Raw genomic sequence first — 17,509 nt, 5'->3', positions numbered from 1 at the left:
GGGCTCAGACGTCACTCTCGAGAATCTTGGTGATCTCCTCGATGGAGTACCACTGGTCGTTGTTGTCCGAGGTGTAGTGGAACCCGTCGGCCACCGGTACGCCGTTCGTCGGCGGCGTGTAGCCCCAGGTCGCCAGGTCCGGCTGCAGCACGTAGCGGTCGCCGATCGCCAGCGCGCGGCGGCCTTCCTCCGGGCTGATCATCTCCTCGTGCAGCTTCTCGCCCGGGCGCAGGCCCATGTCGTGCATCTTGGCGCCCGGCGCGATCGCCTGGGCCAGGTCGGTGATCTTCATCGACGGGATCCGCGGCACGTACAGCTCGCCGCCCATCATCTGCTCGAACGAGTCGACCACGAACTGGACCGCCTCGGGCAGCGTGATCAGGAACCGGGTGCAGCGCAGGTCGGTGATCGGCAGCGACTGGCCGGCCTCGTGCAGCGCGCGGAACTTCGGGATGATCGAGCCGCGCGAGCCCATCACGTTGCCGTACCGGACCACGCAGAACCGGGTCTCGTACGCCGCGGCGTAGTGGTTGCCGGTGATGAACAGCTTGTCGGCGGTCAGCTTCGTCGCGCCGTACAGGTTGATCGGGCTGGACGCCTTGTCGGTGGACAGCGCGACGACCTTCTTCACGCCCGAGTCGATGCTGGCCTCGATGACGTTCTGCGAACCGACGATGTTCGTCTGGACGAACTCCCACGGGTTGTACTCCGCGGTGTCGACCTGCTTCAGCGCGGCCGCGTGCACGACGTAGTCGACCTTGTGCATCGCGCGGTTGAGGCGCTGGCGGTCACGGATGTCGCCGATGAAGAACCGCAGCCGGGGGTCGTCGCCGAACAGCTGGCGGACCTCCCACTGCTTCAGTTCGTCGCGGCTGAAGATGATGATCCGGCGCGGGTCCAGGTTGTCCAGTGCGTAGCGGATGAACGCCTTGCCGAAGGAGCCGGTACCGCCGGTGACGAGGATGTCGGAGCCGGTGAGGATGGACACGTCTTGTAGGACCCTTCTGAGGGGACAGTTCCGGACAGCGCACGGAGCGCAACTCCGTACGATAGCGGGCCCCACCACGGAACCCTCAATCCCAGGGACCGCCCGGCAGCCTGCCTGGGGATAGACGTCAGTTCGGCGTGACTAGTTCGAGCCCCGGAAAATACGTCCGGAACCGCGCGACGTCCCGCGTGATCAGTGTGTATCCGTTCACCGTGGCGTGGGCGCCGATGTAGAAGTCCGGTAGCGGAGCGTGCCGGGTGCCGCCTCGACGGCGGTAGTCCGTGAAGGCCTTCGCAGCCAGGAACCCCGCTGGGTAAGGAAGCGGCTCGCGCAGGAAGTCGCCCGGCAGCGCCGCGTCGAGGTCCTCGATCCGGTCGAAGCCGGCCGCGACTTCCGCGTAGATGATCGGGTTGATGGCCAGTTCGCCGGTGTCCCGGGCGTCGGCGACCGCGTTGGCCGACCACTCGGACCAATCGGGATCCACGGTCAGAATGTCGAGTAGGACACAAGTGTCCACCAGCGCCTTCGCCGGCCGGACACTGCGCAGATGGCGTTCACTCACCGCGAAGAAGCTCCATCAATTCGTCGGTGCTGAGATTTGTCGTGGCCCGGCCCCGCATCTCGCGCACCAGCCGCTGGCCGCGGGTCTCGCTGTCTTGGACCCGGACGATGGTCAGCTCGCCGTTCGGTCCCTCCATCACCTCGAGTTCGTCGCCCTCGTGCAGGTGGTGCTTGTGCCGGAGCTCGGCGGGGATGGTCACCTGTCCCTTGCTGTTCATGCGCATAGTTCCTCCTATGTACTACGCCTGACACGTATTACAACCAACTTACCGCAAGTTGGTTACGGTCTGGGGTGTGACTTTGCGGATCGGGATCAGGTGTGATGTGGGGCCTCTGCGGGGGGTCGGGCATGTGATGCGGAGTCTGGCGCTGGCTGAGGAGTTGAAGGGGCGCGGGGCCGAGGTGGTGTTCGTGTGTGACAGCCACACGGTGCCGTGGGCGAACGATCAGATTCTGGCCCGGGATATTCCGGTGGAGCCGGCGGTCTGGACGGCGGAGGAGCATCTGGAGCTGTTCGCGCGGCTCGACCTCGATGCGGTGGTTTTCGACTCCTACGACTTGGACGGCGAGGTGTTCACGGCCGTTCGGGCATCGGGGGTGCCGACGCTGGCGATTGTCGACGGGGAGTTGCGCGGGGCCGAGGCGGACGTGTTCGTGGACCAGAATCTTGGGTCCGAGCTGGATGAGCCGGAGTTGCCGGCCGGGGCGATCAGGCTCGCGGGGCTCGACTACGTGCTGTTGCGCGACGAGGTGCTCTCGCTGCGTCCCAGCGAAGCGCCGGGCCCGCGAGCGAACGGCGTACCGAAGGTTTTCGCCTTTTTCGGTGGGACGGATGCGTTCGGCGCCGGGCCGCATGTGGTCAAGGCGCTCGCGGCGACCGGGGTGCCGTTCGAGGCGACCGTGGTCGCACCCGGTGAGGAGCTGGCCAAGGCGATCGGTGCTGTCGAGCTGGGCGAGGGTCAGTACGTCGAGGTGATCGGCCCGACCTCGCAGCTCGCCAAGGCCGTGGTGGCCTCGGACCTGGCCGTCAGTGCCTCCGGTACGTCGACCTGGGAGCTGCTCTGCCTCGGCGCGACCGCCGGCCTCGTCTGCGTCGTGGACAACCAGGTGATGGGCTACGAACGAGCCGTCGCCACCGGTGCCGCCGTCGGTGTCGGCGTCCTGTCGGATCTCAAGGCCGACCCGACCGAAGCTGCCGCCGTACTACGGAAGCTCCTCACCGATCCGGTCGAGCGCGCCCGGGTGGCGGCGGCCGGCTGGCAACTCGTCGACGGTCGGGGCCGGGTCCGGGTCGCCGACGCTCTCTTTCACCTGATCTCGTAGATCGTCGCGTCCAGGGTCGCCTGCCGGAGCTGCACGTATTGACGGAGATCCGGCGAGATCGGGCCGGCCCGGTTGTCGGCGTACAGCCAGCGCACGCCCCACCGGCGCAGCCGTTCGATCACGGCGGGCGAGGGCGCGGTGAAGACGGCGTCGTTGGTGTCCAGCAGTTCGCTGTTCCAGAACGGCACCGCGGCCGGATCGACGCCGGTCGTGGCGTAGATCCGGTTCGCATGGTTGGTGTAGGCCCAGCCTTCGACCAGAACCTTGCGCTCGGACAGCGCCGCGATCCAGAAGTGACGGCTGTCGCAGACGTCACCGCTGCTGAAGATGCAGTGCGCGTTGGTCGCGATCAGGTCGCCGGTCGCACTGTTGTCCCGAAGCCAGCGGGCCGCATCTGCCTCGGCCTTGGTAGGACCGTGGCCGGCATCCCGCGGTCCGTACATCACCAACTCGGCATGCTCCGACACCAGACCGGCCAGCGGCAGCGTTGTCGCCCCGGCCATCGACGCCGCGACGAGAGCAGCCAGGAACGCCGTCACCAGGCTGCCGTCGCGACGACCGATCCGCCAGCCGACCGCCGTCACCACCGCGACAGCGACGAGGCCGCCGACCATCCACAACACCGGCGCCTTCACACCACGAAGATCCGCGGAACCCATCCGGGTCAAGCTGCAACCGACCAGGCCCAGAACCGCCGCGACCGCGACCAAAACACCAGCCCGGAGATCACCGAGCCGATCGGCCAACCGGGCCAGGCCCAGACAGGAAAGCACAGCCAGCACAGGGAAAGCGGTCCGGTAGAAGTACAGCTGCCCAATGTCCGGCTGGCTGGTCAAAAGCGTTGCCGCCACCCCCGCGATCGCGAAGCCGGCCAGGAAAATCGTCCCCTGGTCCCGCCAGAACCGGCGCAGGAACAAGACACCGGCCACCGCGAGTCCCCAGCCCAGCAGAACCGTTCCCACGGTCAAGAGCTGCGCAGGACGGTCCAGACCAGCGCCGTGGTGGAGTGACGGGTACGGCTGCAGCTGCACGAATACATCGCCCAGCTTGAACTTCAGCCCGGACGTCTGGCCGCCGTAGACGACGATCAGCGCACCAATGAAGATCGCCAGCGTGGACAGCCCGCCGGTCATCGCGGTCCGCGTCGTACGCCGGGTCAGCGCTGTCGCGAAGTAGACCAGCCCGAATCCGCAGGCCACCATCGGCAGGATGGTCGCCTTGCTGCCGGCCGAGGCCAAGGCGATCAGGAAGAACAGCACCCAGCGGGTCTTCGGCGGTTGATGCCGGAGCAGGTCGACGCCGAGGATCACCAGCAGCAACGCGAGCAGTACGCCGAGGTTCTGGGTCGGGTTCGCGTAGTCGGTCGACGTCATTGAGACTCCGCCCAGCGCGAAGTTGCGCAGCGGCTGGAGGGTCCCGCCGATCCCCGCCACCACCACGGCCAGCGGTCCGGCCCACGCCACCGCGGGATGCGGACCGTCGATGCCCTTGGCGGGCGGCGTCAGGAACCGCTGGGTGAGAACGAAAACCAGGGCACAGCCGGCCAGCGCGAGCGGCAGCCAGAGCAGCGCGAAGATCAGCTGGGTCAGGTCGATCCCGGTCGCCCACGAGGTCGCGGCCGCGAACTGGTGGAAGAACGTGTGGTACTTCATCGGCTCGCCGGACACCCATCGCGGCACGATCGGTACGTCGAACTTCGCGCTCACCGCCAGCGCCTGGTGGAACGCCAGATCGGGGCTGTCCCGGCCCGGATTCGCGTACGCCGGGGTGAGCCGGGCCGGCCCGGTGAGGAAGAGGACGACCAGCACCAATGCGCTCGACCCGGACAGCAACCAGGCCGTCAGGGGAGCCAGCGGAGCCTCGACCCGGCGCCAGACCCGGGCCCGGACGTCGGTGTCCAGGATGCCGAGGACGAGGACGACCGGAACCCAGGCCCACGACCAGCGCTGCAACCCGACCGACGCGCTGGCCAGGTAGACGATCAGCTGGACCGACACCCCGACCGCGAAGCCGGCGGCGCAGTCCTCGACCAGGTTCCGCCGGTAGCCACCGACCAGCCGCCAGAGTACGAAGCCCGGCAGGGTGATCCCGGCCAGCACGAAGCCGAGGAACGTCAGCACGTCGAAGACCGGCGCGTGCGCGGCCAGCATCAGCCCGATCGCGAGCACGGCGAGGGGCAGTACGGCGGTCCGCCCGGCCACCGTTCCGAGACCACGAGGCCTCGGTCCCCGCCGCCTTGCCCTCGAGTGCATGCGCGCAACCTTAATGCCGTGACGACATCGGTACGTACCCGGAACATCACCGAACGTGTCCGGACATCCTGTCGCAGGGTCGGCGCGTGCCCGTGTCGGCCGGTGACCCGATCCGCGTTAGCCTCTGCATCTGGGAGGGCTACTCGCATGGAAACTACTCGGCCCGTTTTGTCCGTCGTCGTACCGATGTACGACGAGGAAGAGGTGCTGCCACTCTTCTTCGAGCGGATGCACCCGCTGCTGGACGGTCTCGGCATCAGCTACGAGCTGGTGGTGGTCGACGACGGCAGCCGCGACGCCACGGCGGCGATGCTGACCGCGGCCACCGCCGACTGGCCGCAGCTCCGGTTGATCCGGCTGCTCCGCAACAGTGGGCACCAGGCCGCACAGTCGGCCGGTTTCCAGCTGGCCCGCGGCGAATACCTGGTCACCATCGACGCCGATCTGCAGGATCCTCCCGAGGTGATCGCCGAGCTGCTCGCCACTGCCAAGAAGGACGACGTCGATGTCGTGTACGGCGTACGCTCCGACCGCTCCAGCGACAGCTGGGCGAAGCGGACCACCGCACGGATGTACTACCGGCTGATGTGCCGGCTGGTCGGCCGCGACCTTCCGTTCGACGCCGGTGACTTCCGGCTGGTCTCCCGGCGCGTGGTGGACGCGGTGAACCAGCTGCCCGAGGACGGCCGGGTCTTCCGGCTGGTGATCCCGTGGCTTGGTTTCCCGAGCGCCGAGGTGAAGTACGTCCGGGCGGAGCGGGCGGCCGGGAGTACGAAGTACACGGTCTCGAAGATGTTCCGGCTGGCGTTCGACAGTGTGACCGCGTTCTCGGCGGCGCCGCTGCGGCTGGCGACCTGGCTCGGGCTGGCCGGTGGGTTCGTGTCGGTGCTGGTCGTGATCGCCGCGCTGGCGATCAAGCTGGCCGGCAAGAGCGTCCCCGGCTGGACCTCCACGGTGCTCGCCGTCGGCACGATCGGGGCCCTGCAACTGCTCTGTCTCGGGCTGCTCGGCGAGTACGTCGCCCGGCTGTTCCAGGCGAGCCAGCGGCGGCCGCAGTTCATGATCGGCTACGACAGCCTCGAGGATCCCGGTCACCACTCGTACGCCGAGACCGTGGATGACGCTCTGCCGGAGCAGGGGCCCGACCGACGGTAGGCTCCTGCCATGCCGGACCTGTCACCCATCCCGTTCGTCAAGGCCTACGCGGCGGGCGACGAACTCGCCTACGTCACGCAGTCCTTCTCCTCGGCCTCCGTCGTCGGGGACGGTCCCTTCACGGCACGTGCTGCCGAGCTGATCACCAAGCTGGCCGGTGGTGTGGGGACACTGCTGACGCCGTCCTGCACACACGCGCTGGAGATGACCGCGCTGCTGCTCGATCTGGAGCCGGGCGACGAGGTGATCATGCCGTCGTTCACCTTCGTCTCCACCGCCAACGCCTACGCGCTGCGCGGCGCCGTACCGGTGTTCGTGGACGTCCGGCCGGACACGCTGAACCTGGACGAGACCCAGATCGAAGCCGCGATCACTTCGCGGACAAAGGCGATCGTGGTCGTCCACTATGCCGGGGTCGCGGTCGAGATGGACGCAGTACTGGCTATCGCTGACAAGCACGAACTCAAGGTGATCGAGGACAACGCGCACGGCCTCGGTGGCTCCTACAAGGGCCGCCCGCTCGGTTCGATCGGGCAGATGGCGACGCAGTCCTTCCACGGCACCAAGAACGTGCACTGCGGCGAGGGTGGCGCGCTGGTGCTGAACGACGCCGACCTGCTGCACCGGGCCGAAGTGATCCGGGAGAAGGGCACCAACCGGAGCCAGTTCTTCCGGGGCCAGGTCGACAAGTACCGCTGGGTCGACATCGGGTCCAGCTACCTGCTGGCCGACCCCCTCGCTGCCTTCCTCACCGCCCAGCTCGAGCTCTTCGATCAGATCCAGGCGCCGCGGCTAGCTAGGTGGCAGCGCTATGACGAGCTCCTGACCGACTGGGCGACTACGAACGGCGTCAGCCGGCCGACGATCCCAGCAGGCTGCGTGCACCCGGCACACATGTACTACGTGCTGATGCCGTCGCACGAGCACCAGCTCGGCCTGATCGCCTACCTGCGCGAGCGCAACATCACCGCGACCTTCCACTACGTGCCGCTGCACTCCGCTCCGGCCGGTGAGAAGTACGGCCGCGTCGGCCCCGGTGGCTGTGACGTCACCGACGACATCAGCGGCCGGTTGGTCAGGTTGCCGTTGTTCAGCCAGCTCACCGAGCACGAACAGGACCGTGTGGTCGACGGTCTGCTCACGTACCCGCTCTGATGGGCTGGTACGACGCGCTGGAGGCAGGGGAGCTGACCAGCGTCCCTTCGGAGTACGAATCGAAGCGGTTCGGAGTCTCGGTCGACCGGGTGACCGTGTCGGCCTCGGCCGGAACGCAACTGTCCGAGGTGCTCACTGCGATCGACAAGTCGACGGCAGACGTCGTCGTACTGCGTTATCCCGCTCGCGAGGTGCACTGGTTCGCAGCGCTGGCCACTGGTGCAAGGACGGCACTGCTGGCCGACAGCTTGATCTACTGGTCGCTCCCGGTCGGTAAAGGTCGTCGCCCGGCTCCGCTAGCGGGGTTCAACGCCGGCCTGGAGCGGGAGATCGACGACGACCTGGTGGACGACCTGGTCGGGGACATCTTCGGTGACTACGGCAATCACTACTGCGCGAACCCGTTGTTCGACAGGACGCTGGCGCTGGCCGGCTACCAGGAGTGGGCCAGGCGGAGCATCGCCGACCAGGGCGCCGTCGTACTGCGGGGACCGGATCGCCGGGTGCTCGCGCTGGCAACCGTCGACCAGGCGGGTTCCTGGACCGAGATCGAGCTCGCCGGCGTCGTACCGGCCGAGCAGGGGCGTGGGCGCTACGGGCACCTGCTCGCGGCGGTGGAGGACGCGGCCTCCTCGCGGCGGCTGGTGATTTCCACGCAAGGGCACAACACAGGGGTCCAAAGAGCATGGGCCCGGTACGGTTTCGAGCCTGTGCACACCCTGCTGACGGTCCATCTCGTAACGCCTGGATTACTACCCGGTGAACCCGGCCGGGAGAGGTGACGCAGGCGTCCGGAGCGACCACGCCCGGTGCTAAGCTGACCGCGAGATCTTTGGTCGCCGCCCGGCCTTTGGTTGCTCGGAGCGCGCGTGCCGCAGCAGCATCGGGTCCGGCGTGATGCCGACCGGGATGTCGATGCCGACCGTACTGCCGACTGAGCCGAGGAGAACGCCGTTGTGACGCCGCGGCTGAGTGTCGTTGTGCCTTTCTACAACGTCCGCGACTACATCGGGGAGTGTCTGGACTCGATCGCCCGGCAGACGTGGACCGACTTCGAGGCGATCCTGGTCGACGACGGATCCCCGGACGACAGCGCCGCGATCGCCAAGGAGTTCTGCGACCGCGACCCACGCTTCCGGATCGTGACGCAGGAGAACCAGGGCCTCGGCCCGGCCCGCAACACCGGGGTCCGCAACGCCGAGGGCGAGTACCTCACCTTCGTCGACAGCGACGACCTGGTCACCCGGCACGGCTTCGAGAAGCTGGTGCGGACGCTGGACGAGACCGGTTCGTCGTTCGCGGCCGGTAACGCCCGGCGGTTCAACAACTCCTCCGGGGTCCGGCCGTCCTGGATCCACCGGCTGCCGTTCGCCAAGGAGCGGCTGGCCACCCACGTGATCGAGACCCCGGACCTGATCCTGGACCGGATGGCCTGGAACAAGGTCTACCGGCGCTCGTTCTGGGACGAGTACGGCTACGAGTTCCCCGCGATCCGCTACGAGGACTACCCGGTCACGCTGAAGACGCACCTGGACGCCGTCACCGTGGACGCGCTGGCGGTCCCGGTCTACTACTGGCGCGAGCGCGAGTCCGGCGAGTCGATCACCCAGCAGAAGTTCCAGTTCGGGAACCTCGAGGACCGGGTCCGGTCCGCGGAGCTGGTGATGGACCTGGTCGAGGACGGCCAGGTGCTGACCGAGGTCCGCCGGCGGGTGCACGGGCACCTGACCCAGATCGACATGCTGACGCTGATGATGGCGTTCGGCGCGGCGCCGCCCGAGGACGAGCAGAACCTGATCAAGCTGGCCCGCCGGCTGATGGACCGCCTCGACGACAAGGTGCTGGACAAGGCGCACCCGTACGACCGGTTGCAGCACTCCGCGCTGCGGGCCGGCGACGTCGACCTGCTCCGCCGGCTGGCCACCTTCCGCAACGACGGCGGCCTGCGCGGTGGCGCCCGGGCGCTGGCCCGGCCGCGCCGCTCGTGGCAGTTCGAGCACAACTACCCCGGCGTGCACGACCAGAACAGCGCGGTTCCGCGGGAGCTCTACCGGCTGCCGATGAAGGACCTCACACTGGCGACCAGCGTGACCGAGGTGAGCTGGCACGGCGACGAGCTGTCCGTGAAGGGCACCGCCGAGATCCGGCACCTGGAGACCAAGACCTCGTCCAGCCTGCGGATGGCCCTCGTCATCGGCGGCGCCGAGACCGCCCTGCCGGTACGCCGGTTCGACGCGACCGACACGCACGGCGACCCGGCACTGGTCGGCTTCGAGGTCCGCCTCGGCAAGGACCTGCTGGCCCAGCTCAAGGACACCGCGGCCCCGGCGCATTTCGTCGTCCGGTTGCGGTCGGGCCGGCTCCGGCGGCACGGCAAGCTCCGTGGCCAGCGCCCCGGCAGCCCGGGCTGGCCGCCGGGTGCCTGGATCGACACCACCAGCTGGATCCAGCCGGGTCCGGGTGCCGACGGTGCCTTCGTACTGCGAAAGATGGTCGACCCGTGCCGGCTGACCGGGGTGGAGACGACCGCCGACGCGCTGGTGCTGACCGGCCGGGTCTCCACCGAGGTGGAGAACCCGAAGCTGCAGGTGACCCGGCCGTTGTCCGGCCAGGACCAGCTGCTGCCGCTCACGCTGTCCGGCGACGGCCGCGACTTCTCGGTCCGGATCCCGTTCCGGCCGATCATCGAGGACACCAACCCTGACGACCCGTTCACCCAGCGGACCACCTGGGCGTTCCGCCTGCTCGGCTCGAACGACCAGGAGAAGCTGATGCTCTGGACGGCGCCACCCCGGGCCGCCGCCCATGCGGAGCAGGGCCGGCTGGTGACGCTCACCCGGTCGACGGGTGGCTACGTGAACCTGCATGAGACGCCCTTCCGGGTCACCGCCGACCATGCCGAAGAAGTTGCCGGTAGCAACGAGCTGCGGATCACCGGTGCGGTCGCGGACGGCGAAGCGGCGTACAAGTACAGCTGGCGGCGCTACATCGACGACAACGACGACCACGTGGACGTCGAGTGCCGGCAGACCGTCGAGGACGGCGTCTGGTCCGCGACCGTCGGACTGGCCGAACTGGTCCCGGCCGAGGTGACCACCAACTCGGCCGATCCGCTGGCCAGCCTGGCGGACTGGATCCTGTTCGCGGTCGCGCCGGACGGCTCCGCGCACGCCGTCCAGTGCGAGCCGTTCCTGTCCAGCAAGTTGCCGGTCGAGCTCGAGGCCGAGGGCCACACCGCCGCGTTGCGCCCGCACGCCGGCACACTCCACGTCGAGGTCCGCTGATGCATCACCACAACCACTACTACGGTCAGGCGCACATCCTCGCCCGGTACGCCGGTCTGGACGACGAGTACCCGCCCCGCCTGCGCGGCTATCTCCAGCACGGCTGGAATATCGCGGACGGCTGGAACCCGGTGCACGAGTTCTACGACGGCGCCTGGCGGTTCACCTGGAGCGACGCCCCGCGCCGCCGCGGGCACGCACTCGGCCGGCGGAACTACCACAGCATCGGCGCCCCCTTCCTGTACCTGCAGGAGCTGGAGCCCACGCTCGGCGTAGTACCGGAGGAAGAGCGGGAGGGCACTCTGTGGTTCCTCTTCCACGGCTGGGAGGGCGGCAAGATCCAGGGTGATCACAAGCGCCTGATCGACGAGATCCGGGAGACCGAGCCCGGCCCGGTCACCTTCAGCCTGTACTACACCGAGTACGACCGGCCCGAGGTGCGCAAGTCCTACGAGGACGCCGGCTTCCGGGTGGTCTCGTTCGGCCGCCGTGGGTTCTCCTACGAGGGCACGGATCCGCGGTTCCTGTACAAGCAGCTGACCGAGCTCCGCAAGCACAAGCGGGTGGCCGCCAACCGGCTGTCTACCGCGATCTTCTACGGCATCGCCGCCGGCTGCGAACCGGCCGTGTACGGCGACCCGATGGAGATGGAGGGCGAGAATCCGCTGTTCGGCGGGCAGAGCCGGATCGAACGGCTCTGGCCTGAGATGCTCGGCAAGGAGATCGACCTGGCCGCCGCCCGCGCGACCACCGACCTGGAGCTCGGCGTCCCGTGGATGATGCCGGCCGAGGAACTGCGCATGTTGTTCGATTGGAGAGAGCGTGTCTGACAACCAGCTGGCCGTCGATGTGGTCCGCGGCGAGATGCAGCCGTGGAGCGACTACAGCGGCAAGCGGGGAGCCGTCCAGGGACCGGTGCTGCGCGCGCTCCTGGCCGACGTACTGCCCGACGCGGGACGCGCCCTGATCCTCGGTCCGCACGCTGCGGACCTGGTCGAGACCGTGATCGCCAAGGCGTCCGACGCGACGGTACTGGTCCGGTCCGTCTCCGACGCCACTGGGCTCACGGAGCAGTTCGGCGACAAGCTGCAGGTCGTTGCGGGCGCTCTGGACGGGCTGGCGGACGCCGGCCGGCCGGCCTTCGACGTCGTCGTTGCCGCCGACGGCCTGGACCGGGTGCTCGGCTACGACAGCAACGAGCTGAACTGGTCGCAGCGGCTGGATGCACTGGCCGCGGTGACCGCTCCGGGCGCTGTGCTGGTGCTGGGGCTGGAGAACGAGTTCTCCCTGACGAACCTGCTCGACCGGCGGCCTGCGGACGAGCGGCACGCCGATGACGAGTGGCGTCCGCTGCACGACGACCCGTCGCGTCCGGTTTCCACGGAGCAGTTCAAGGCTGAGCTGGCCCGGGTCGGCTTCGAGGACGCGGCTGCCTACGCGGCGTACTCGGTCGAAGAGACGCCGTACGCACTGGTGAGTGCAGAGATTGCTGCTGCCGCACGTCCCGGCCAGCTCCCGGCACGGCTCGCTGTGGAGGCCTTGGAGGCGTCGTCAGTCGCAGTACCGCTGCTGGCTCCGATCTCCGAGGGTGCAGAGTCCGCTGCGCGCGCTGGTCTGCTCGGTGCTACTTCCAGCGGCTGGATCGCGGTTGCAGGAGCTACGGCTGGTCATGGCGTCTACGCGAAGGCGCACACCGCAGTACTGACTGCGGATGCTGCTGAGGGTGGCTGGGCTGTCGCTGTCTCTGCTGAAGCTCCTGTGGTTGACGGGTTGCTGCAGTTCGATGCAGCTGCGGTGCCCGCTTCAGTGCCGGGTGGCGTGACCGCTGAGACGCTGTTGTTCCGTTTGGCTGCTGCCGAGGACGTTCCGGGCTTCCGGGACCTTGCCGCGCGGCTGGGGGACTGGGCGCGCTCGCAGACCGGTTCGCGGACGCTGCTGCGCTGGGACGACGTGGTCGTCGACGGTGACAGCTTCGCGTTCGGGGTCTCTGGCTGGCAGACCGTTGCGGAGGAGAGCGACAAGGACCGGCTCGCGGCAGCGTGGGCGCGGTTCCACGACCGGTTGATCGGTGCGCACCGCCGGCACCCGTGGCCGCCGTGGATGGTCGGTGACGACCTCGTCTCCGCGTGGGTCGCGATGTCCGGGATCGACGCGCCGAAGCAGGTGCCGGCCACCGCAGTGGACACCCCGTCCGCCTCGGTCGCCCATGTTGCCCGCGGCAAGGAACTCGCGGCCGCGCTGGCCGGCGTACTGGGTATTCCGTCGGACGCCTCGCAGACACCGGACGTCCGGACCGCGCTGGCCGAGGCCGAGCGGGCGAAGAAGGAGTCCTTCGAGCTGGCCGGCCAGATCTTCGGCCTGGAACGGACCCTGGGCTTCCGGGACAAGGCACTGAAGACCCGCGAGACCCGGATCCGCGAGATGCGCACCCAGGTCCAGAAGGCGAACGCGGAACGCACCCGGCTGCGCAACTCCAAGGCGTACACCGCGGTGACGCTGATCCGCAAGGCCGCTCAGATCCGCAACCCACGCAAGTTCGCCGGCAAGGTCAAGCGCAAGGTCAACCGCCAGATCCGCAACAAGCTCGGCTGATCGCGTCAGCGGCGGGCGATCAGTAGCTGGTGCGTGTCCGGCCAGTCGATCGGCTCGCCGCTGGGCGCGGTGATGCTTGCTACCGGTGCGATCCGGTTCGTGATCACCCAGTCGTTGCGCCATGCCTTGGAGGCGGGGTCGATGGTGAACCCGGCCTGCTTGGCGATCGTTGACCAGCCGTCGAAGGTGAGGCCGCAGAACTGCTCGTGGGTCTCGCTGAGCCAGTTGTCGACGTAGTCCTTGCGGGTCAGGAAGTCCATCGCGTCGGCCAGCCGCAGTACGAGCTTGCCGCCGTGCTCTTCATACTCGAAGGGGACGTTCGCGTTCCGCCGGAAGTCGTGCGCGAACTGGAAGAACCGTGCCCTGGTTGAGAGTTTCCCGACGTACTCCGCTGGATCCTGCAAGGCTTCGAGTTCACTGACAGCCGATGGATTCGCCCCGTCACTGTCATCCAGAGCCAGTACTACGGCGCGCTCGGGCTCGGCCGGTCCGCAGACGTCCGAGTTCACCCAGACGCCACCGGGTGCCGTGTGCGCGAAGAGGGCGTCGGCGAAGCGCTGGACCGTGGCGGGTCGCGAGCCGTCGGCGTACGACCAGATCTCGTGTGTCAGCGCCAGGGTCAGCGTGGTGTCGATCGAGCGCGGCGCGAAGACGGTCGAGCCGAGCATGTTCCGCTGGTAGAAGTAGACGTTCGGGTTGTGGAAGAGCCCTTGCTCCTTCTTGTGCACGCATTCGGCGTACAGGTGCCGGGCGACCTCGACGCCGATCAGGTCGGACTCGTGGAAACGCGGATCCGCGTCGATGAGTTGCAGGGTCGCGCCGGTCGCGCAGCCGATGTCGAGGATCCGGCCGGGGCGGACGAAGTCCTTGATCTGCAGCCATTTCCGGTCGGCGGCGGTCTCGAAGGCATCGGCATACGTCTTGTAGTCGCGGGTCGTGGTGAGCCCGCCGTCGTCGCCGACCACCGGGTCGTTCACACAGCGCCGGATCTGCGCGTCCAGGGCGTACCGGTCGAAGACGTCGACGGTGCCGGGATGCGCCAGCGCACGCCAATCCTCGTTGCCTGCGGCAATCATCAGCAGGACGTCCCAGGGTCGCGGCTCACTGTCGGGCTCGACGCCGATGACCTGATAGCCCAACTGTTCGTAGAGTTTCGCTACCTCGGGGGTCGAGCAGGCGACCACGGTGTTCGCGGGATCGAGCTGGACCTGGTCGTCGGTGCCGGCCTCGATCGCCTTGATCGTGACGTCGGCGAAATCGTCGGTCGGTGGCGTGTCGACGACGCCGATCACCAGCGAGCGGAGACCTTCCTGCAGGCTGAGTCGCTCGATCGCAGCCTCACGCCGATCGAAGGGGATCGGGTTCCGCTTGGTGGTGTGGTGATTCGCGGACGTGACGGCCCAGATCACCGTGCGGTCCACGTGCTCCTTGAGGAAGGCCGCCTGGAACCGGGTCAGGACGTGGTGGCGCCCCGGGAACAGCAGGTACTGGCTCATTCAGTCGCTCTCGCTGGTGATGTCGGGGTGCGCGTCGACGTCCGTGCGCTCCCGGATCACGTACGTCGGCCGGCCCATCGAACCGGAGTGCAAACGCCCGACGTACTCGCCGAGCACTCCGAGCGCCAGCATCTGAGCGCCCGAGAAGAGCGCGACCATCGAGGCGATCGTGGTGAAACCGGCCACGGTCGTCGCGCCGGCGGCGTACTTGTAGATGATCACGCCGAACAGCCCGACCCCGAAGGCCGCGCAGATGAAGCCGAGGTAGCCGACCAGCCGCAACGGCTCGGTCGAGTAGCCGGTGATCAGCGTCAGGGCATGCTTCATCAGCATCCAGGTGGAGTAGTTCGACTTGCCCTCGGCACGATCTTCCATCCGCACGGTGGTCTGCGCGATCCGCGTGGTGGACCAGGACAGCGCCACGTCGACCGAGGCGTGCGGTCCGTCGAGCCCGTCGAAACCGTCCCGCAGGAAGGTCCGGAAGGCCCGGAAGGCGCTGATCGACTTGGCGCCCTTGACCGACAGCGTGGTCGACATCGCCGCCTTGACCATCCGGGAGGAGAGACTGCGGAAGAACCCGTGCTCCTCGTCGATCGGTACGCCGTACACCAGGTCGATGTCGTCGGTGAGTGCCCTGAGCAGGACCGGGACCTGGTCGGCAGGGTGCTGCAGGTCGTCGTCCATCGTGACGACCACCTCGTACCGCGCGTTCCGGACGCCGGCGATCAGCGCGTTGTGCTGCCCGTAGTTGCGGGCCAGCCGCATCGCCCGGGTCTCGGTGTACTTGTTCGCCAGCTCGCTGGCCACCTGCCAGGTGTCGTCGGGGCTGCCGTCGACCACCAGAACGATCTCGTACCCGGAGGTGACCTCGGGTAAGACCTGGGTCAGATTTTCGACGAGGCGCGGGAGGGTGGCTGCCGACCGATAACATGGCACGACGACGGAGACGAACACTGCGGGCCCTTCAGCTGATACCGATGCGGGGGATGCGGTTCCGTCGTGATTATTCCACTGAACAGAAAAGGCACTGCCATTAGCGTCGCCGAGCTCGACACCAAGCCCGCCCCGAGCCTTGTTTCCAAGGTCGCCGGTGACCACCGGGTCCGCTACCTGATCGTCGGCGCCGGCACGAACGTCCTGTACTTCGGCCTGTTCTGGCTCGGCTGGCACTTCCTGCACGACTCGGTCCCGTACCTCGCGGTCACCGCGGCGGCGAACTTCAGCACCGCGTTGGTGGTCTACCCGCTCTACCGGGACTTCGTCTTCGGCTCCACGAACGCGAGCTGGCTGCGCGGTTTCGCCAAGTTCTACACGGTCTACCTCTTCGGCCTCGGCTGCTCCCTGCTCGGCATGCCGCTGCTGATCGAGCTGGTAGGCCTCCCGGTCCTGCTCGCCCAGGCCCTCCTGATCGCGGCCATCCCGGTAGCCTCCTACCTCCTCCACCACTTCTGGACCTTCCGCGCCACCCACAACTGATAGATGCGCAACCCCACCCGCAAGTTGTCCGCCCTGCTGACTCTTGTTGCCCTCACTGCCTGTAGTGGGCCGCAGGCAACCTCCGAGCCGTCGCCGGTTGCCTCGACAGTGAGCCCGAGCCAGAGCGTGACGCCGCTGAAGATCAGCTCGCCCAACACGACCGAGCAGCTTCGCGACGCGCTGCCGACGGCGTACGGCAAGGAGCAGTTCGACCGCCGCACCAACAAGGAAGCCTTCGGTTGGTCCCCGCGCGACGACCCGTTCGAAGGCCGCAAGGTCGACCCCGAGTCCTGCCGCGACATCCTTCGTACCGGCGGCCGCAAGGTCGACACCTTCGCAGAATTCCCGCACCTGCCGTACGCGGTGGCCGATCCGAAGACCAACGCATTCCCCGTGCAGGTCGAGCTGACCTCACTCCCGACGCCGTACTCCGACAAGTACCTTGACCTGCTCGTCCAGGCGGCGCCCCAGTGCGCCACCATGCGCACCGACGACCACGACCCCGCCTCGATCGTCGAGCGCGCCGTCCCCGGTCTCGGCGTCCGGTCCCGTTACATCCTTCGCACCTACCTGAACCACGGCCAACAGGTCCACGAAGCCATCGTCCTGTTCCGCACCCAGACCTACGTGGCGGACCTCCGCCTCTCCGGCCCGACCTTCAACGAACAGCAACTCCTAACCTTCGCCAAGTCCCTCGAGGCCACCACCACCCGAAAGCTCCACTGATGCGGCGCCTCCTGTCCGCGACCGCGATCATCGTCGCCGGTTTCACGCTCATCGCCTGTGATCCAGCCGTGAACTACGCGCCGGATGCGACGCCGATCCCCACGCGTTCCCCCTCGGCCCCGCCCAGCACACCTTCGGCCCCGGTCAGCTACCGGTACGACGTATTCCAGATGGCCAAAGCTGTTCCCGCCAGCTACCACGGTCACGACCTGAACCCGGATACCTTCATCTTCTTCCCGAATCTGACTCCAACGCTTCGCCCGGACCCGCTGGCCGGCCGGAAGATCTCTCCGGAGGCGGGGCTTGCTGAACCGGATGCGTTCGTATCGGTCGTGGTTGCTGAAGCCACCGGCGCTGTTGCGGATCGGTACATGACCCAACTGCCAGCTATCCAGCCGGCGTGCGCGAGCATCACCTTCGGCGACAGCTCTGATCGTGCCTCTGTCGTCAAGCGATCCGTTTGGCAGCTGGCGGCGTCGAGGCTCAAATGACAACAGGCCC

Annotated in this window: 16 protein-coding genes; 10 read left to right on the top strand and 6 right to left on the bottom strand. The window is 67.9% G+C overall.

All coding sequences use genetic code 11. The annotated features are described in order from the left end of the window. Positions 1–4: 4 nt before the first annotated feature. The 3 genes from pseB to ABZ004_RS33390 all read right to left on the bottom strand — a co-directional run bounded on the left by pseB (position 5) and on the right by ABZ004_RS33390 (position 1,773). Positions 5–988 carry a UDP-N-acetylglucosamine 4,6-dehydratase (inverting) gene (gene pseB / locus ABZ004_RS33400; protein ID WP_355685266.1) on the bottom strand — a complete coding sequence of 328 codons (984 nt, stop codon included), beginning with the start codon at positions 986–988 and terminating at the stop codon, positions 5–7. Positions 989–1,115: 127 nt separating this feature from the next. Further along, entirely contained in the window at positions 1,116–1,550 is a 435-nt protein-coding gene (locus tag ABZ004_RS33395; RefSeq protein ID WP_355685264.1) for a type II toxin-antitoxin system VapC family toxin, read from the bottom strand. After that, positions 1,543–1,773 (bottom strand): AbrB/MazE/SpoVT family DNA-binding domain-containing protein, encoded by a 231-nt coding sequence (locus tag ABZ004_RS33390; protein WP_355685263.1) that lies wholly within the window; start codon positions 1,771–1,773, stop codon positions 1,543–1,545. The genes ABZ004_RS33395 and ABZ004_RS33390 overlap by 8 nt, the downstream gene beginning before the upstream one ends. A gap of 70 nt (positions 1,774–1,843) precedes the next feature. Between ABZ004_RS33390 and ABZ004_RS33385 the strand changes: the two genes are divergently transcribed. Continuing rightward, positions 1,844–2,872, top strand: coding sequence for a spore coat protein (locus ABZ004_RS33385; RefSeq protein ID WP_355685261.1), 1,029 nt, complete (start codon positions 1,844–1,846; stop codon positions 2,870–2,872). Here the strand turns inward: ABZ004_RS33385 and ABZ004_RS33380 are convergent. Beyond that, complete coding sequence (locus ABZ004_RS33380) at positions 2,857–5,073, bottom strand: hypothetical protein (protein WP_355685259.1); 2,217 nt, start codon at positions 5,071–5,073, stop codon at positions 2,857–2,859. The two genes, ABZ004_RS33385 and ABZ004_RS33380, sit on opposite strands and share 16 nt — an antisense overlap. A 198-nt stretch (positions 5,074–5,271) precedes the next feature. Here ABZ004_RS33380 and ABZ004_RS33375 point away from each other — a divergent pair, with 198 nt between their 5' ends. The 6 genes from ABZ004_RS33375 to ABZ004_RS33350 all read left to right on the top strand — a co-directional run bounded on the left by ABZ004_RS33375 (position 5,272) and on the right by ABZ004_RS33350 (position 13,310). Beyond that, entirely contained in the window at positions 5,272–6,279 is a 1,008-nt protein-coding gene (locus ABZ004_RS33375) for a glycosyltransferase family 2 protein (protein WP_355685257.1), read from the top strand. Positions 6,280–6,288: 9 nt separating this feature from the next. Next, positions 6,289–7,434 (top strand): dTDP-4-amino-4,6-dideoxygalactose transaminase, encoded by a 1,146-nt coding sequence (gene rffA, locus ABZ004_RS33370; protein ID WP_355685255.1) that lies wholly within the window; start codon positions 6,289–6,291, stop codon positions 7,432–7,434. Continuing rightward, on the top strand, positions 7,434–8,216 hold the full coding sequence (locus ABZ004_RS33365) for an N-acetyltransferase (RefSeq protein WP_355685253.1): 783 nt from the start codon (positions 7,434–7,436) through the stop codon (positions 8,214–8,216). The genes rffA and ABZ004_RS33365 overlap by 1 nt, the downstream gene beginning before the upstream one ends. A gap of 174 nt (positions 8,217–8,390) precedes the next feature. Then, on the top strand, positions 8,391–10,718 hold the full coding sequence (locus ABZ004_RS33360) for a glycosyltransferase family 2 protein (RefSeq protein WP_355685252.1): 2,328 nt from the start codon (positions 8,391–8,393) through the stop codon (positions 10,716–10,718). Further along, positions 10,718–11,548, top strand: coding sequence for a hypothetical protein (locus ABZ004_RS33355; protein ID WP_355685251.1), 831 nt, complete (start codon positions 10,718–10,720; stop codon positions 11,546–11,548). Before ABZ004_RS33360 ends, ABZ004_RS33355 begins: the two co-directional genes overlap by 1 nt. Further along, complete coding sequence (locus ABZ004_RS33350) at positions 11,541–13,310, top strand: hypothetical protein (RefSeq protein WP_355685249.1); 1,770 nt, start codon at positions 11,541–11,543, stop codon at positions 13,308–13,310. Before ABZ004_RS33355 ends, ABZ004_RS33350 begins: the two co-directional genes overlap by 8 nt. A gap of 5 nt (positions 13,311–13,315) precedes the next feature. Here the strand turns inward: ABZ004_RS33350 and ABZ004_RS33345 are convergent, their stop codons facing one another. After that, positions 13,316–14,806: a class I SAM-dependent methyltransferase gene (locus tag ABZ004_RS33345; protein WP_355685247.1), complete on the bottom strand. Its 1,491-nt coding sequence runs from the start codon at positions 14,804–14,806 to the stop codon at positions 13,316–13,318. Beyond that, a complete protein-coding gene (locus tag ABZ004_RS33340) occupies positions 14,807–15,760 on the bottom strand; it encodes a glycosyltransferase family 2 protein (protein ID WP_355685245.1) in 954 nt (317 codons plus the stop codon). A gap of 45 nt (positions 15,761–15,805) precedes the next feature. Between ABZ004_RS33340 and ABZ004_RS33335 the strand changes: the two genes are divergently transcribed. Genes ABZ004_RS33335 through ABZ004_RS33325 form a run of 3 tightly spaced genes read left to right on the top strand, consistent with a single transcriptional unit; the run spans position 15,806 to position 17,499 of the window. Beyond that, positions 15,806–16,282, top strand: a complete 477-nt coding sequence (locus tag ABZ004_RS33335; protein WP_355685243.1) for a GtrA family protein — start codon at positions 15,806–15,808, stop codon at positions 16,280–16,282. Between the two features lie 3 nt (positions 16,283–16,285). Then, positions 16,286–17,008 carry a hypothetical protein gene (locus tag ABZ004_RS33330; protein WP_355685241.1) on the top strand — a complete coding sequence of 241 codons (723 nt, stop codon included), beginning with the start codon at positions 16,286–16,288 and terminating at the stop codon, positions 17,006–17,008. Further along, positions 17,008–17,499, top strand: coding sequence for a hypothetical protein (locus ABZ004_RS33325; RefSeq protein WP_355685240.1), 492 nt, complete (start codon positions 17,008–17,010; stop codon positions 17,497–17,499). The genes ABZ004_RS33330 and ABZ004_RS33325 overlap by 1 nt, the downstream gene beginning before the upstream one ends. The last annotated feature ends 10 nt before the right edge of the window (positions 17,500–17,509 follow it).

Origin of the sequence: Kribbella sp. NPDC006257, assembly GCF_040613535.1 — a bacterium.
Taxonomy (GTDB): Bacteria; Actinomycetota; Actinomycetes; order Propionibacteriales; family Kribbellaceae; genus Kribbella.
Note: the sequence above shows the minus strand (reverse complement) of the source record. Positions and strands in the feature narration are given on the sequence as shown.

Coding starts and splice junctions, on each gene's coding strand:
- ABZ004_RS33365 (WP_355685253.1), top strand. CDS start 7,434: ATGGGCTGGTACGACGCGCTGGAGGCAGGGGAGCTGACCAGCGTCCCT.
- ABZ004_RS33355 (WP_355685251.1), top strand. CDS start 10,718: ATGCATCACCACAACCACTACTACGGTCAGGCGCACATCCTCGCCCGG.
- ABZ004_RS33330 (WP_355685241.1), top strand. CDS start 16,286: ATGCGCAACCCCACCCGCAAGTTGTCCGCCCTGCTGACTCTTGTTGCC.
- ABZ004_RS33390 (WP_355685263.1), bottom strand. CDS start 1,773: ATGCGCATGAACAGCAAGGGACAGGTGACCATCCCCGCCGAGCTCCGG.
- ABZ004_RS33375 (WP_355685257.1), top strand. CDS start 5,272: ATGGAAACTACTCGGCCCGTTTTGTCCGTCGTCGTACCGATGTACGAC.
- ABZ004_RS33345 (WP_355685247.1), bottom strand. CDS start 14,806: ATGAGCCAGTACCTGCTGTTCCCGGGGCGCCACCACGTCCTGACCCGG.
- ABZ004_RS33325 (WP_355685240.1), top strand. CDS start 17,008: ATGCGGCGCCTCCTGTCCGCGACCGCGATCATCGTCGCCGGTTTCACG.
- rffA (WP_355685255.1), top strand. CDS start 6,289: ATGCCGGACCTGTCACCCATCCCGTTCGTCAAGGCCTACGCGGCGGGC.